This is a genomic window from Streptomyces sp. NPDC086519, from assembly GCF_040686075.1.
Taxonomy (GTDB): Bacteria; Actinomycetota; Actinomycetes; order Streptomycetales; family Streptomycetaceae; genus Streptomyces; species Streptomyces shenzhenensis.
In genome coordinates, this window is record NZ_JBFBJL010000007.1 from 83,462 (window position 1) to 96,456 (window position 12,995).

12 protein-coding genes are annotated in these 12,995 nt (G+C 71.6%); 10 read left to right on the forward strand and 2 right to left on the reverse strand.

What is annotated here, in order from left to right; all coding sequences use genetic code 11:
• The first annotated feature begins 10 nt into the window (after positions 1-10).
• Positions 11-1,699, forward strand: coding sequence for a bifunctional 3'-5' exonuclease/DNA polymerase (locus tag AB0P24_RS09445; protein WP_365791876.1), 1,689 nt, complete (start codon positions 11-13; stop codon positions 1,697-1,699).
• Here the strand turns inward: AB0P24_RS09445 and AB0P24_RS09450 are convergent, their stop codons facing one another.
• The gene (locus AB0P24_RS09450) at positions 1,700-5,017 is read right to left on the reverse strand and encodes a BTAD domain-containing putative transcriptional regulator (protein WP_365791878.1); all 3,318 of its coding nucleotides are present in this window, start codon (positions 5,015-5,017) and stop codon (positions 1,700-1,702) included.
• 503 nt (positions 5,018-5,520) lie between these two features.
• Positions 5,521-6,414: a glycosyltransferase gene (locus AB0P24_RS09455; RefSeq protein WP_365791880.1), complete on the reverse strand. Its 894-nt coding sequence runs from the start codon at positions 6,412-6,414 to the stop codon at positions 5,521-5,523.
• 726 nt (positions 6,415-7,140) lie between these two features.
• On the opposite strand from AB0P24_RS09455, the gene AB0P24_RS09460 reads away from it, so the two are divergent.
• From AB0P24_RS09460 to AB0P24_RS09500, 9 genes are all read left to right on the forward strand, one after another.
• Positions 7,141-7,668, forward strand: a complete 528-nt coding sequence (locus AB0P24_RS09460) for a hypothetical protein (RefSeq protein ID WP_365791882.1) — start codon at positions 7,141-7,143, stop codon at positions 7,666-7,668.
• Between the two features lie 115 nt (positions 7,669-7,783).
• Positions 7,784-8,098 (forward strand): hypothetical protein, encoded by a 315-nt coding sequence (locus AB0P24_RS09465; RefSeq protein WP_365791884.1) that lies wholly within the window; start codon positions 7,784-7,786, stop codon positions 8,096-8,098.
• Complete coding sequence (locus AB0P24_RS09470) at positions 8,095-8,466, forward strand: hypothetical protein (protein ID WP_365791886.1); 372 nt, start codon at positions 8,095-8,097, stop codon at positions 8,464-8,466. The genes AB0P24_RS09465 and AB0P24_RS09470 overlap by 4 nt, the downstream gene beginning before the upstream one ends.
• Before the next feature lie 190 nt (positions 8,467-8,656).
• Positions 8,657-9,043 carry a hypothetical protein gene (locus AB0P24_RS09475; protein ID WP_365791888.1) on the forward strand — a complete coding sequence of 129 codons (387 nt, stop codon included), beginning with the start codon at positions 8,657-8,659 and terminating at the stop codon, positions 9,041-9,043.
• Entirely contained in the window at positions 9,040-9,843 is an 804-nt protein-coding gene (locus tag AB0P24_RS09480; protein WP_365791890.1) for a hypothetical protein, read from the forward strand. The genes AB0P24_RS09475 and AB0P24_RS09480 overlap by 4 nt, the downstream gene beginning before the upstream one ends.
• Complete coding sequence (locus tag AB0P24_RS09485) at positions 9,840-10,016, forward strand: hypothetical protein (protein WP_365791892.1); 177 nt, start codon at positions 9,840-9,842, stop codon at positions 10,014-10,016. The genes AB0P24_RS09480 and AB0P24_RS09485 overlap by 4 nt, the downstream gene beginning before the upstream one ends.
• Positions 10,013-10,318 (forward strand): hypothetical protein, encoded by a 306-nt coding sequence (locus AB0P24_RS09490; protein ID WP_365791894.1) that lies wholly within the window; start codon positions 10,013-10,015, stop codon positions 10,316-10,318. Before AB0P24_RS09485 ends, AB0P24_RS09490 begins: the two co-directional genes overlap by 4 nt.
• A 2-nt stretch (positions 10,319-10,320) precedes the next feature.
• Positions 10,321-10,500 (forward strand): DUF6257 family protein, encoded by a 180-nt coding sequence (locus AB0P24_RS09495; RefSeq protein ID WP_365791896.1) that lies wholly within the window; start codon positions 10,321-10,323, stop codon positions 10,498-10,500.
• Positions 10,501-10,590: 90 nt separating this feature from the next.
• Positions 10,591-12,729: a zonular occludens toxin domain-containing protein gene (locus tag AB0P24_RS09500; RefSeq protein ID WP_365791898.1), complete on the forward strand. Its 2,139-nt coding sequence runs from the start codon at positions 10,591-10,593 to the stop codon at positions 12,727-12,729.
• Positions 12,730-12,995 lie beyond the last annotated feature (266 nt).

Below are 12,995 nucleotides of genomic sequence, written 5' to 3' on the forward strand. Positions count from 1 at the left end.
GACTCGTGGCATGACCGACCGGTGGGCTCTCGCTCCGGCCGAGGACGGTGGCGTGGATGTCGCCCCCCTCGGTCCGGACGGGCTGCCCGCCGGGCCGGTGCGGCGGGAGCCCGATCTCGCCGGGGCGGTCAGGGGCCGCCCGGAGGTAACGCGCTGGGTGTGGCGGTCGACCGCCGAGGTCTACCCGCGCCTGCTCGCCACGGGGGTGCGAGTGGAGCGGTGCTACGACATCGAGGACGCCGAGACACTTCTGCTGGGCCACGAGGGGCGCTCCGGCGAGCCACGCTCGGCCGCCGCCGCCCTGGCCCGCCTCCGCGGCGGCCCTGTACCGCCCGATCCGCCGCAGCGCGCGGCCGAGCCGGGGGCGCAGTCCCCGCTGTTCGAGCCGCAGGGCACCGCCCGCCTGCCGCTCGACGAACTGCTCGCGGTCTACGCCGAGCAGCAGCGCCGGCACGACCGGGCCGAGCACCCGGACCGGATGCGGCTGCTGACCGCCGCCGAGTCGGCGGGGATGCTGATCGCCGCCGAGATGAACCGCGCGGGCGTGCCTTGGAGCGCCGACGTCCACCGCGAGGTGCTGCGCGAGCTGCTCGGCGAGAGGTACGCGGGCGGCGGTGAGCCGCGCAGGCTGGCCGAGCTGGCCGACGAGGTCTCGGCCGCCTTCGGCAGGCGGGTGCGGCCGGATCTGCCCGCCGATGTGATCAAGGCCTTCGCCCAGGCCGGGATCAAGGTGAAGTCCACTCGCCGCTGGGAGCTCTCGTCCGTCGACCACCCGGCGGTGAAACCGCTCCTGGAGTACAAGAAGCTGTACCGGATCTGGGTGGCGCACGGCTGGACCTGGCTCCAGGACTGGGTGCGCGACGGCCGGTTCCGGCCCGAGTTCCACGCGGGCGGCACGGTCACCGGGCGCTGGGTGACCAACGGCGGGGGCGCGCTGCAGATCCCCAAGGTGATCCGGCGGGCCGCGGTCGCCGACCCCGGCTGGCGGCTGGTCGTGGCCGACGCCGACCAGATGGAACCGCGGGTGCTGGCGGCGATCTCCCGCGACCCCGGGCTGATGGAGGTCGCCGGGCGGGAGGCCGACCTCTACCAGTCCGTTTCCGACCGCGCCTTCTCCGGCGACCGCCAGGAGGCCAAGATCGCCGTCCTCGGCGCGGTCTACGGCCAGACCTCGGGTGACGGCCTGAAGAACCTGGCCGCGCTCCGCCGCCGGTTCCCCAAGGCGGTGGCCTACGTCGACGAGGCGGCGCGGGCGGGCGAGGAGGGCCGGCTGGTGCGCACCTGGCTGGGCCGGACCTGCCCGCCGGCGACCGGCGCGGGTGACGGCACCGAGGAGGCGGGGATGCCCCAGGAGGAGCCGGAGGAGCAGCCGGCCGAGGGCTGGGTGCCGGGATACGCCTCCTCCAACTCCCGCGCCCGGGGCCGTTTCGCGCGCAACTTCGTGGTGCAGGGCAGCGCCGCCGACTGGGCTCTGCTGATGCTCGCGGCGCTCCGCCGGACCTGCGCGGACCTGGCGGCCGAGCTGGTCTTCTTCCAGCACGACGAGGTGATCGTGCACTGCCCCAAGGAGGAGACGGAGACGGTCGTGACGGCGATACGGGAGGCGGCGGACCTGGCCGGACGGCTTACGTTCGGACAGACACCGGTGCGTTTCCCGTTCACGACGGCGGTGGTGGAGTGCTATGCCGACGCGAAGTGATCAGCCGCCGGGTGCCAGCAGGCCGCGCAGCTCCGCGAGGACGTCCGGCTCGTCCGTGCCGTCCAGGGCCGCGAGGGCTTCGCGCCAGACGCCGTACGCCTCGCCGGCCCGCCCCTGCTCGCGCAGGAGCAGACCGAGTTGGTGGCGGGCGAGACCGCCGCTGTAGCGGTCGGCGCGGGCGTCGGCGCGGCGCAGGAGTTCGGCACACTCGTGGTGGGCGCGGTCGGTGCGGCCGAGGGCGCGCAGTGCGCGGACCAGACCGAGCCGGGTCTGGGACTCGCCGTGCCAGTCGCCGTGGCCGCCGAGGATGCGCAGGCTCTCCTCGAAGTGCGCGGCGGCGGCCGCCGGTTCACCGAGGCTCAGATGGGCGTAGCCGATGTTGCAGTGCGCCGAGTGCTGCACGATGACGGCGCCGATCGCGTCCCCGATCGCCAGTGAGCGCCGGTGCTGCTCGATGGCGGCGCGCGGGTCGGTGTGCTCGTGGAGGTTGCCGAGATGGCTGTGGGTGACGGCCTCGCCGTAGGGGTCGTTCAGCTGCCGGGAGTAGTCCAGGCTCTGCCGCAGCGCCTCCCCCGACTCCTCGTACCGGCCGAGCCCCTCCAGCAGCAGGCCCCGGTTGTTCAGGCCGCGCCGGATCCAGGACACCGCGCCCAGCCGCCGCCAGAGGGCCAGCGCCCCGTCGGTCAGGGCGAGGGCCTCCCGCTGGCGGCCGGTGAGGAAGCGCAGCCCCGCGAGGTCGCCCAGGGCGTAGGCCTCGGCGGGCTCGTCACCGAGACGGCGTGCGGCGGCCAGCGCGGCGGTGCCGAGCACCTCCATCTCGGCGACCCGGCCGCTGCGCAGGACATAGGGGTAGAGGAGCCGGACGAGAGTGGAGAGGTAGGCGCTGATCCGTGTGTCGGCGGTGTCGGCGTACCGCTCCACCAGGGCGACGATGTTCTCCAGCTCCATGTCGCCCCAGGCGAAGGCGTGTTCGGCGCACTCGAAGGGCGGCAGGGCGTCGGCGTACGGCTGGTGTTCGGGGGGCTGGGCGGTGGTGGGCCGGCGGCGGTCGCCCCGGTCGAGGCCGGGTTCGACGATCGCGACGAGGGCGCGTTCGGCGACGGCGGCGAACCAGCGCAGGGCGGTGAGCGCGGCCCCGGTGCGGTCCGGGCCTTCGGCGCCGTCGGCCGCCCCGGCCAGCTCACGGGCGAAGTCGCGCACCAGGTCGTGGGGCGCGTAGCGGCCGTAGGCGGTCTCCTCCAGGAGGGCCACGTCGACGAGCCGGTCCAGGGCGGCCTCGGCGCGGCGCTCGTCGGTGCCGGTGAGCCGGGCGATCAGGGGGGCGCCGTAGGTGGGCAGGTCGAGGGCGCCGATGTGGCGCAGGGCGACGGCGGCATCGCGGTCGGCGGCGCGGTCGGCGGCGGCGAGGGCGTCATGGGCGACGGCAAGGGAGCGCCGGACGCTCAGGTCGTCGTATTCGAGGTGCTGCAACCTGCTCTCCGCGGCGGCCAGTTGACCGGCCAGCACGTCGGGGGTGAGCGCGCGGCGGGCGGCGAGGCGGGCGGCCACGACGCGGAGGGCGAGCGGGAGCCGGCCGGTGAGGCCGACCAGCGGGTGGGCGGCGTCGATCTCGTCCCGCCCGCTGACCGCGCGCAGCAGCGCCGCGCTGTCCTCGCCGGTGAGCGGGCCGAGCGGGAAGCGGCGGGCGCCGTCGAGCGCGGTGAGCGGGGAACGGCTGGTGACGATCACCGCGCAGCCGGGGCCGCCGGGGAGCAAGGGCCGTACCTGGGCGGCGTTCGCGGCGTCGTCGAGTAGCAGCAGGGTGCGGGTCGGTGCGAGCAGGGAGCGCAGCAACGCACCTGCGGCGTCCGGGTCTTCGGGGATGTGCCGGGGGTCGGCGCCGAGGTCTCTGAGCAGCGCGGCGAGTGCCTGGCCGGGGGCGAGCGGGGGCACGCCGGGGGTGGCGCCGTGCAGGTGGACGTAGAGCTGACCGTCGGGGAAACGATCCAGCAGCTGATGCGCCACGTGGAGCGCGAGCGCGCTCTTCCCGACGCCGGCCGTACCGCTGACCACGACGAGGACGGGGGCCGTGGCCTCGGCTTCGCCTTCGGCCCTTGTGTTTCCGCCCACCCCACCCGTGACGGTTTCATGGTCGCCGTCGGTGGGGCCGAGGGCGGCGGCACGCGTGGCGGCTTCGCGGGCGGGTGCCGGTGGCCCCTGCGGAGCGGAATCGCCGTCGGTGGACGCGGGGGGACGGGGGTTGCCGTGTGGCGGGGTGAGGGTGTGCGTCAGTTCTTCGCGTGTGGCGGTTCGGCCGGTGAAGTGGGCCGGGTACGGCGGAAGTTGAGCGGGGCGGGGCGCCGAGGAGTCATCGCGCGTAGAACCGGGGTGGACGGGTGCCGCCGGCACTGCGCTGGCTGGCTCCGCTCGCTCACCGGCACCTGCGGTTGTCCGCTGACCGGGTGCTGACGGGCCCTCCAGGGGCGCGGGGAACTGCGCGACAAGCCACGACGCGGCCGCACCCGCCCCACCACCCGAGGCACCTCCGTCGTAAGGCGTCCGCTCCCCCGCCGCGCTGCGCCCCCGCAGCACCTCCACGTGGGCCCGGCGTACCGCCGGGCCCGGTTCGATGCCGAGTTCCTCTCGCAGGCGGTTGCGCAGGTCGCGGTGGACGGCGAGGGCTTCGGCCTGGCGGCCGGTGCGGTGGAGGGCGAGCATGAGCTGGCGGTGGTAGGCCTCACGGAACGGGTGCTCCGCGACGAGCGCCGCCAACTCCGGTACGACGCCGCCCAGTCGAGGTCCGCCGAGGGCGAGCTCCGCGTCGTAACGCCACTCCAGCACGAGCAGCCGGGCCTCCTCCAGGCGCTGCACGAAGGCGAAGCCGCCGAGTTCGGCGGGGAGGCCCCCGAGCGGGCTGCCGCGCCACAGGGCGAGCGCGTCGGCGCAGGCGTGCAGCACCGGCGCCCACTCCCGCCGCCCGTGAGCCGCGCGCGCCTGGGCCACCCGGGCGTCGAACACGTCGACGTCCAGTTCACCGTCGTCGACCCGCAGCAGGTACCCGGGCGGTACGGCCCGCAGCCGCTCCGGGTCGTCGAGGAGCCTGCGCAACCGGGTGACGTGGTTGTGCAGCGAGGCGCGCGCCGACACCGGGGGCGCCCCGCCCCACAGCGCTTCCCTGAGCGACTCGACGGAGACGACCCGTCCGGCCTCAAGCAGCAGCGCGGCGAGCAGCGCGCGCACCTTGGGGCTGCCGATGGGGTGTACGCCGGCCGCGTCGTAGAGGACCGGAGGTCCCAGCAGTCCGAACCGCAGCTCGTACCGCCGCATCACTCCGCCCATCGCCTTCCCGCACGGCGGACGTGCCCGCCGGTCCTGTCCTGGATCCCGGCGGAATTCCGTCCCCTGGGGGACGAGTTCCCGCCACCTTCTCCGTGCCGGTCGGAACCGGAATCCGCTGGGTTCCGGCCCGCTCCCGGAGTCGTCCCGGCGTATTCACGCCAACCGGTTCGCGACCTCCCGGAGAACCACTGGCCACATGTTAGCGATCCGTTGGCGATCCCTGATGTGATCTTCGCATCGGACCGGGTTCGACGGCGCACGCGTAGATCGCGTGACTCGGGGGAGTGTCGCCGCAGGCCTGGCTCCGGGGACGCGAGAGGGTTCCGGTCGGCGGAGGTGAACGACCGGGGCCCTCGTCCCGTCTCCGGAAGACATCCCCGGCTCCCGACTTGACCGACTTCCCGGACTGACGGCTTACCGCATCGGCGGATTGACGGCTTCCCCGATTGACGGTTTGACGGACTGATGAATTGACGGACTGACGGACTGACGGATTCTCGTCGTCAGATGACGGGTGGGCGGCCCAGTCGCGTGAGTTGCCAGACCGTGCGCCAGCGCATGGGCCGGCGTTCCCCGGCCGGTTCACGCAGCCCTTCGGCGAACCCCGCGAACCAGGCCCGTAGGCCGCCCGTAGAACGGGTGCGCAGGAGCGTGATCAGGATCCAGACGCCCAGGTGCAGCGGGATCAGCGGCAGGGGCAGCCGACGGCGGGTCAGCCAGACGCGGTTGCGGGCGGTGACCCGGAAGTAGACGGCGTGCCGGGCGGGTGAGGTCCGGGGGTGCTGGAGGAGCAGCTCGGGCGCGTAGAGGATCTTCCAGCCGGCGTCGGCCGCCCGCCACGCGAGATCGGTCTCCTCGTGCGCGAAGAAGAACTCGGCGGGCCAGTCACCGGTTTCGGCGAGCATGTCCATGCGCAGGGCGTGGCCGCCGCCGAGGAACCCGGTGACGTAACCCCCCTGCATGGGGTCGGCGTTGCCGACGCGCGGCACGTGCCGCCGCTGGGTCACGCCGTCCTCGTCCGCGATACGGAAGCCCACGATGCCGAGACGGGGGTCGGCGGCGAACAGATCCCGGACCTGCCGGAACACCTCGACGTCGACGAGCAGTCCGTCGTCGTCCAGTTCGACGACGACGTCCACGTCGCCGAACGCGCGCAGGGCGGCGAGGGCGACGTTACGGCCGCCGGGGCAGCCGAGGTTGTCCTCGACGTCGACGGTGGTGACCTCGCCGGGCAGGTCGAGGCGGCGGGCGAACTCGGGCAGCCGACAGCCGTTGCCGACGATCACGATGCGGTCGGGCGCCAGGTCCTGCTTGGCAACGGACTTGAGCAGCGCGTCGACTTCGTCGGGCCGGTTCCCCATGGTCACCACGGCCACCCCGAGCCTCGGCTCCTGCATGCCCCTCACCCCATCCGGCCGACGGCGGCAGCCGTGTCTGTCCTCAGGATGGCCATCGTTCACCAAGATGTCACCACGGGCAGGTCGATACTCCATAAATGGGCCTGTCCTGTGACGCCGCGCGGGCGTCCACGCGCACCGGACACGAAAGGGCGCCGCCGACTCCGGGGAAGGACCGGGGAAGACCGGAGGAGAGGCGGGAGGAGGGGCGCAGTGAATTCCCGGGGTGCGCTCTGTGTTCCGGTCCTGGGGCCGGTCCGTGCCGACACCGACGGTGCACCGGTCCACCTGGGAAGCCCCCGGCGATCTCCTTGGCCCGCCCGCCGGACCCGCCCCGGTCCTGGGCGCTCACCCGCCGCCCCTCAACACAACAAAAAGGCCAGATCACCGACTATGTGACCTGGCCTCTGCCGGAGCCGCTTTCGGGATTCGAACCCGAGACCTACGCATTACGAGGTCTTTCCGGGCCCCCGCCTGACCCGCACATTGTGCGGACCAGCCCCCTGACCTGCGCGTTTCCCATAGATGGGTATCGACTGGTATCGAGCACTCTCGGGTTGCCGTGTGTACTGCATGTGTACGGGAATCCTCATCCGAGGGTGTTGCACGATAGGCGCACTCGCGTCTAAGGTGATGGCATCGCTTCGAAAACGAAGCGGCCCCGCCCGGTGCTACCAACACCGAAACGGGGCCTACGGATCTACCTGACCAAACCAGGAGACCGCTGTGACGCATTCTGCCATCAGCAAGCACGTTGAGGCTCTCAGCCTTCCCGCCATTCCTCAGCAGCCGTCGGCCGCCGACCAGTCGGAGCCGGTCGAGCCGAGGACGTGGACGTTCGTCAACCGCCGTACCGGTCAGCCCTTCACGTACACGTGCATGGCAGGCTGCACCCTCAACCACGTCGAGGACGTCGAGCACCCGGTGTTCCCCGAGGACGTGTGGTGCTGGTTCTGGGACGAATCCCTGACCCTGCCGGTCACCGAGAACGGCAGCCCGGAGGAGTTCCGGGTCCTGTCGACGGTCATCAAGGTCGAGCCGTGGTCCGGGAAGGTGTCGGAGCGGCTGCCGTTCGCGGTGGTCGAGCTGGTCGACGACCACTTCATCGACGGCCTCGACCCGGACGGCTTGGAGACGGTCATCAACACGCTGGCCGCTCGTGTGGAGCGGATGCGCGCCACGCACCGCCGGCTGGTCGAGGTCCGCGAGCAGTACAAGCAGCAGGCCGCCCGTAACGAGCGGGGTGACGTGTGATGCCGCGCCGTAACCGCAACGTCGCCGACAACCGGCAGCCCGTCACCCTCGACGCTCTCACCCCCCGCGACGCCCGTCGGCTCAACCGGCAGGCCCGCCGTAAGGGGAGGAAGGCATGACCGGCGACGTCCGCGACCTGCTCGCCGCGGTCCTGGAGGCCATCGACCTCCCGCATCCCGCGACAGTCGGCGGTTCCGAGGCGCACGACCGGCTGCTGAATGCCCGTGTCGTACACGCTCGGGTCGCCCTGCGGAACCTGCTGGACGACGGGCCCGACCTCGGGCCGGCCTGGACCGCGAAGTATCTGCGGGAGCGGCTTGCCGAGCACCCGATCGCCGGATACGTGACGGTCGACCAGGCGCACGCCGCGCTCGACGCCGGCCTGTCGTGGTCGGAGGCTGTCGCCCTGCCCGTCGGGGAGGACCGGTGAGCGGCCTCCGCAGGGTCACCCTGGACACCATCGACCACGGGCCGGTCACGTTCGACTGCCCCGCCTGGTGTGTCGGTCACGGCTGGCAGGTGGGGGCCGGTATCGGCCGGAACGACATCTCTCACAACTCGGTGCGGGTGAAGGTGATCGCGGACACGTACTCCTACGGCGTTCAGACGCCGCTGCGGACGTGGATGTCGTGGGCGCCGTTCGTCGATCTGGTGCCCCGCGTCGTGGTCGACCTGGAGCTGCAGGGTGAGTACGAGGCCGAGGAGGTCTCGCACCTGGCCGGCGTCCTGCGCACGGCTGCCGCCCGGCTGGAGACGGTTGCCGCAGAGACGATCCGCCTGCGGGGTGAGGACCAGTGACCGCCCGCTGGCCCGTCCGGCGCCCGACCGAGCACGCCGCATTGCGCAGTCTCGCCCGGTCGTCCCGCCCTGCCCCGTCCGTTCCCGCGTTGATGGCCGCCCTGCTCGACGCGAACGACCGTCGCGACCGTGAGGGCGTGTGCCTGGCCGCACACCGTGTGGTGCGCGCTTCTGCCCAGGAGGCAGGCGAATGACTATCTCCCTTGAGCACCTGACCGACGTGCCGTCGACGTGCGGCATGACCGAGCAGCACACCATCGTCGACCCCTACGACGAGCCGCACGCGGTGGTCGGGATCCGCGTCGTCGTCTCCCGCGACCACCTGGCCGCCGCGGTCGACATGGGCATCAACAAGTACTACGGCGACGGCCGTCACCCGGACAGTCTGACGGTTGCCGAGGTCCGCTACTTCGCCGAGGCGTACATCCTCTCGGAGAGCGCGCTGGAGCTTCAGAAGGGCGCCGAGGCGATGGCGCAGATGGCCGAGCCCGACTTCTACGACCGGGCCACGCATGCCCTCGTGCTGGCCATGTACCGGGCCGTGGACCGGGCGTACCCGAGGGTGGGCGAGCGGTGAAGAACGACGTCCTGAAGTGGGCCGCCCTTGCGGCGGCCCTGGTCGCCACCGCGTCGGCTGAGTACGAGCTGGCCCGGCAGGTCGGTTTCAACCAGTGGGTGGCCGGCGCGGTGCCGGGTGCCTTGGACATCTACACGGTGCGGGCGATGCGCGCCCACAAGGACGTCCTCGCCGCGGTCGTCGCGATGATCGGCGTGAACGCTGCCTCGCATCTGGTGACCGCCGGTCTGCTGCCGGTGAATGTGCCGCTCGTCGTCGCCGTGTCCGCGATTGCCCCGCTGGTGCTGTGGCGGGTGCACGCCCTCCGCATTGAGGACGCAGTGCCCGCCGAGCCGACCAGTTTGGATAACATCCAAACTGGTCCGGTCGCCACGGTCGAGCGTGTACCCGAGCCGTACCCGGCACTTCCGGAGCCTGTACCTGCTGTACCCGAGGCCGTACCCGTGGGTGCGCGGCTGCTGCCGGTGTTCGAGTGCCCCGGGGAGCTGAACCGGGCCCTCCGAAACGAAATCCGAAACGAAACCTCGACGCCTGTACTCGCCGCCGAGTCCCCGCGTACCCGCCCCGAGGTACGGGCCGAGTACGTACCCGACTGGACCGTCGACGGCACCTACGCCGCCGAGTCCAGCGGCCCGGCCGAGGCGGACGAGGAGCCGGTGTACCCGGATCCGCTGATCCCGCAGGTACGGGCCGACTTCCCTGCCGAAGTACCCGGAGTACGGCGGCTGAAGGAGAAGTACAGCATCGGGCAGGCCCGTGCGCAGCGCATCCGTGACGAGCTGACAGGAGCGCGGTCATGAAGGCCCTGTTGTGGGGTGCCCTGCTCGGGGTGCTGTGGGTGCTGTTCCCGTCCGTTGTCGCCGTCGCCGCCGCGGTGGTCATGGCCTCCGTCTTGAAGGCCATGCCGTCCGCCCTGCTCCTGGCGGTGCTGGCCCGCACGGTCGTGCCTCGGGTGCGGAGGTGGGTGCGGTGAGTGACGCCCTGAAGAAGGCGGAGGCCGCGGTTCGTGCGGCTGAGGCGGACACGGATGTCGCCCGGATCGTCGCGGCCGTCCTCGCCACCCAGCAGGCCGTACAGCAGCAGGCCCCGGCCCCGGCGCCGGCCGCCAAGTCCGAGTTCGACACGAAGAAGTGGGTGACGATCGGCGGTCTCGGGATCGCCGGATGCCTGGTCGCCTCCCTGTTCGCGGTCGCGGTCGCCATCGGCGCCGTGTCCGTCGCCATCCTCGCCCTGGTCCTCCGCGGCCTGTGGGCCGACTTCCAGAAAGGAAAGTGACCATGGCCGCCAATGAACTGCACTTCTCCGACTTCACGGCCGGCGAGAAAGCCCGGATCGCCGTCCTCACGGCCCGCATGGCCAAACGCGGCATCGCCGGACCGGACGTCGACATCAGCGACCTGCAGGCGCGCGTCGAGCGCATCGAGAACGAGGCCCGCCGCCGCAAGACCAAGCAGTAGGTAGGTACACCACGGGGCGCCCGTACCCGGCACAGGTACACCGGGCGCCCCGTGTCCCCAAACCCTCCGAAGAGAGCAGGAAGGATCAGCATGACCGACGTCCAGGTACCCGCCAACACCGGGGACCCGGGTACACCTGTACCCGTCGTACTCGACAAGGCAGGTACACCAGGTACGCCCGTACCCGAGGCGCCCGAAACCGGGGTACGGCGGCCCCGTCGCCGGGTACGCATCGACTCACTGCGGCGCGTGTTCGTCGACACCCGCCAGCACGACACCTACCGGTTCACCGTCCGGCACGGCGCCTACATCGTCGGCGGGACCCGGATCCTGACCCGGCGCGCCTGGGAGGCCCGCACCACCGCCGTCCACCAGCGGATGATGCGGGCCGCCGAGGCAGCTGGGAACGAGGAGCTACTCCGCACCTGGGAACAGCGTGCCTACGCCTACCGGTTCGCCCGCCACAAGCGGCGCATGGACATGCTGCAGATGGCGTTGAACCTGCCGAAGGCGCTCGCCTCGGCGCTGGTCGGCGCCGGTGGGCTGCTGCTCGCCCTCGGGATCCTGGTGGCCGCCTACAACCACGACGTGCACGACGTCCTCGCCCCCACGAACGCCGTGATCGAGTTCGTCGGCTGGGTCGCGTTCCTCGCCGGGATCGTGTGGCGCCCCCTGCTGTACGCCATCCCGGTCCTCGCGCTGGCCGGCGCCTGGATCGTGGGCCACGAGCAGCGGTCCGCTCCCTCGTGGGCGCTGCCCGCGGCCGAGGGCGAACAGGGCGCGCTGCCGGATGAGAACGCCATCATGCGGGCCCTGGAGAACCTGTCGATTCCGCAGCTCAACAAGGCCATCAAGGGAGGCTGGGTGGCCCGTTGGGTGACGCCCACCACCCGGCTCGGTAACGGCTACTGGAGCCAGCTGCAGTTGCCGATGGGCGTCACCGTCGAGATGATCAACGCGAAGAAGAAGGTGCTCGCCCACAACCTGCTGCGCAAGCCCGTCGAGGTGTGGCCGACCGAGCCCCCGAAGCAGCCCGGTGTGCTCGACCTGTGGGTCGCGGACCAGGGCTCCCTGAGCGGGCCCGTGCCGCCGTGGCCACTGCTCGACGAGGGGACCACCGACTACTTCAAGGGCGTCCCCGTCGCCATGTCGCAGCGCGGCGAGCCGGTCATCGGCCAGCTGATGGCCGCCAACTGGATCGTCGGCGGCATCATGGGCTCCGGAAAGACCTCCATCGTCGTCGCGATGCTGCTCGGCGCGATCCTGGATCCGCTGGTCATCGCCGAGGTGTACGTGATGGCGACGAACGTGGACTACGACCCGCTCAAGCCCCGGCTGCGCACCCTGGTCAAGGGCGACGACCCCGAGCAGCTGAAGGCCGCCCTCGACGCCCTGCGCGGCCTGGCCAACGAGGTGACCGAGCGCGGCAAGCTGCTGGAAGACCTCGGCGGCGAGTCGCCGAAGCTGACGCGCGAGTTGGCCATGCGGGACCCTCGGATGCGCCCGAAGGTCGTCGTCTTCGATGAGTGCCACGAATTGTTCATGCACAAGGAGTACGCGAAAGAGGCTGCTGAGCTGGCCATTCGCGTGATGAAGAAGGCGCGGAAGGTAGGCATCACCTTGATCTGGGTCACCGTCTCCCCGACCGCCGACAGCATCCCGCGGGACGTCACCCGCAACACGTCACACCGGGTCGCGTTCGCGGTCGGCGACCAGGTCGCCAACGACGGTCTCCTCGGATCCGGCCGGTACAAGGCCGGCATCCGGGCCACCGAGCTGATTCCGGGGCAGGACGTCGGTACGGCCGTGACCGTGGGCTTCACCAGCAAGCCGTTCGAAGTCATCCGCTCCCACTACGTCGAGCGGAACCCGGAGAAGGGCATCGACCAGGTGACGCCGGTTGTCGAGCGGGCCATGGCCCTGTACGACGGCACCGGGGTTCCCGCCGGCCCGGCCTTCGAGCCCGTCGACCATCTCGCGGACATCGCGGCCGTCCTCGGGCACGAGCCGAAGATGCTCACCCTGGACGTGCTGCACGGCCTCAAGGACCGCAACCCCGTCGAGTACGGCAACTGGTCGCCCCGGGACTTGAAGGCCGTCCTGGACGACGTCGGACACGGCGACTACAAGACCAACGGCGGCAAGATGCACGTCAGTCTCGACCGGATCATGGAGGCGATTTCGGCCCGCGGCGACGACCTCGACGATGAGGGAGGCACCGAGGACTGAGGGAGTTCTCCCTGCCCGCCTCCCCGCCCTGCCTCCCTGCACATGACCTGCGGAAATGGCCAGTCAGGGAGGCAAGGGAGGCAGTCCCGGAGAGACGTCGACACCCCCAGAATCGGGGTGTTGGTCTCCCCTTCGCCGCCTCCCTCCCCACACCACAAGGCCCCCGCCTCGGATCGTCGAGGCGGGGGCCTTTTCGTGTTTCCGGGCCCGTCACATGAGAAGAGCCTTGCCCCATACCCTGGCAGTGGTGAGCTGTACAGAGAGGG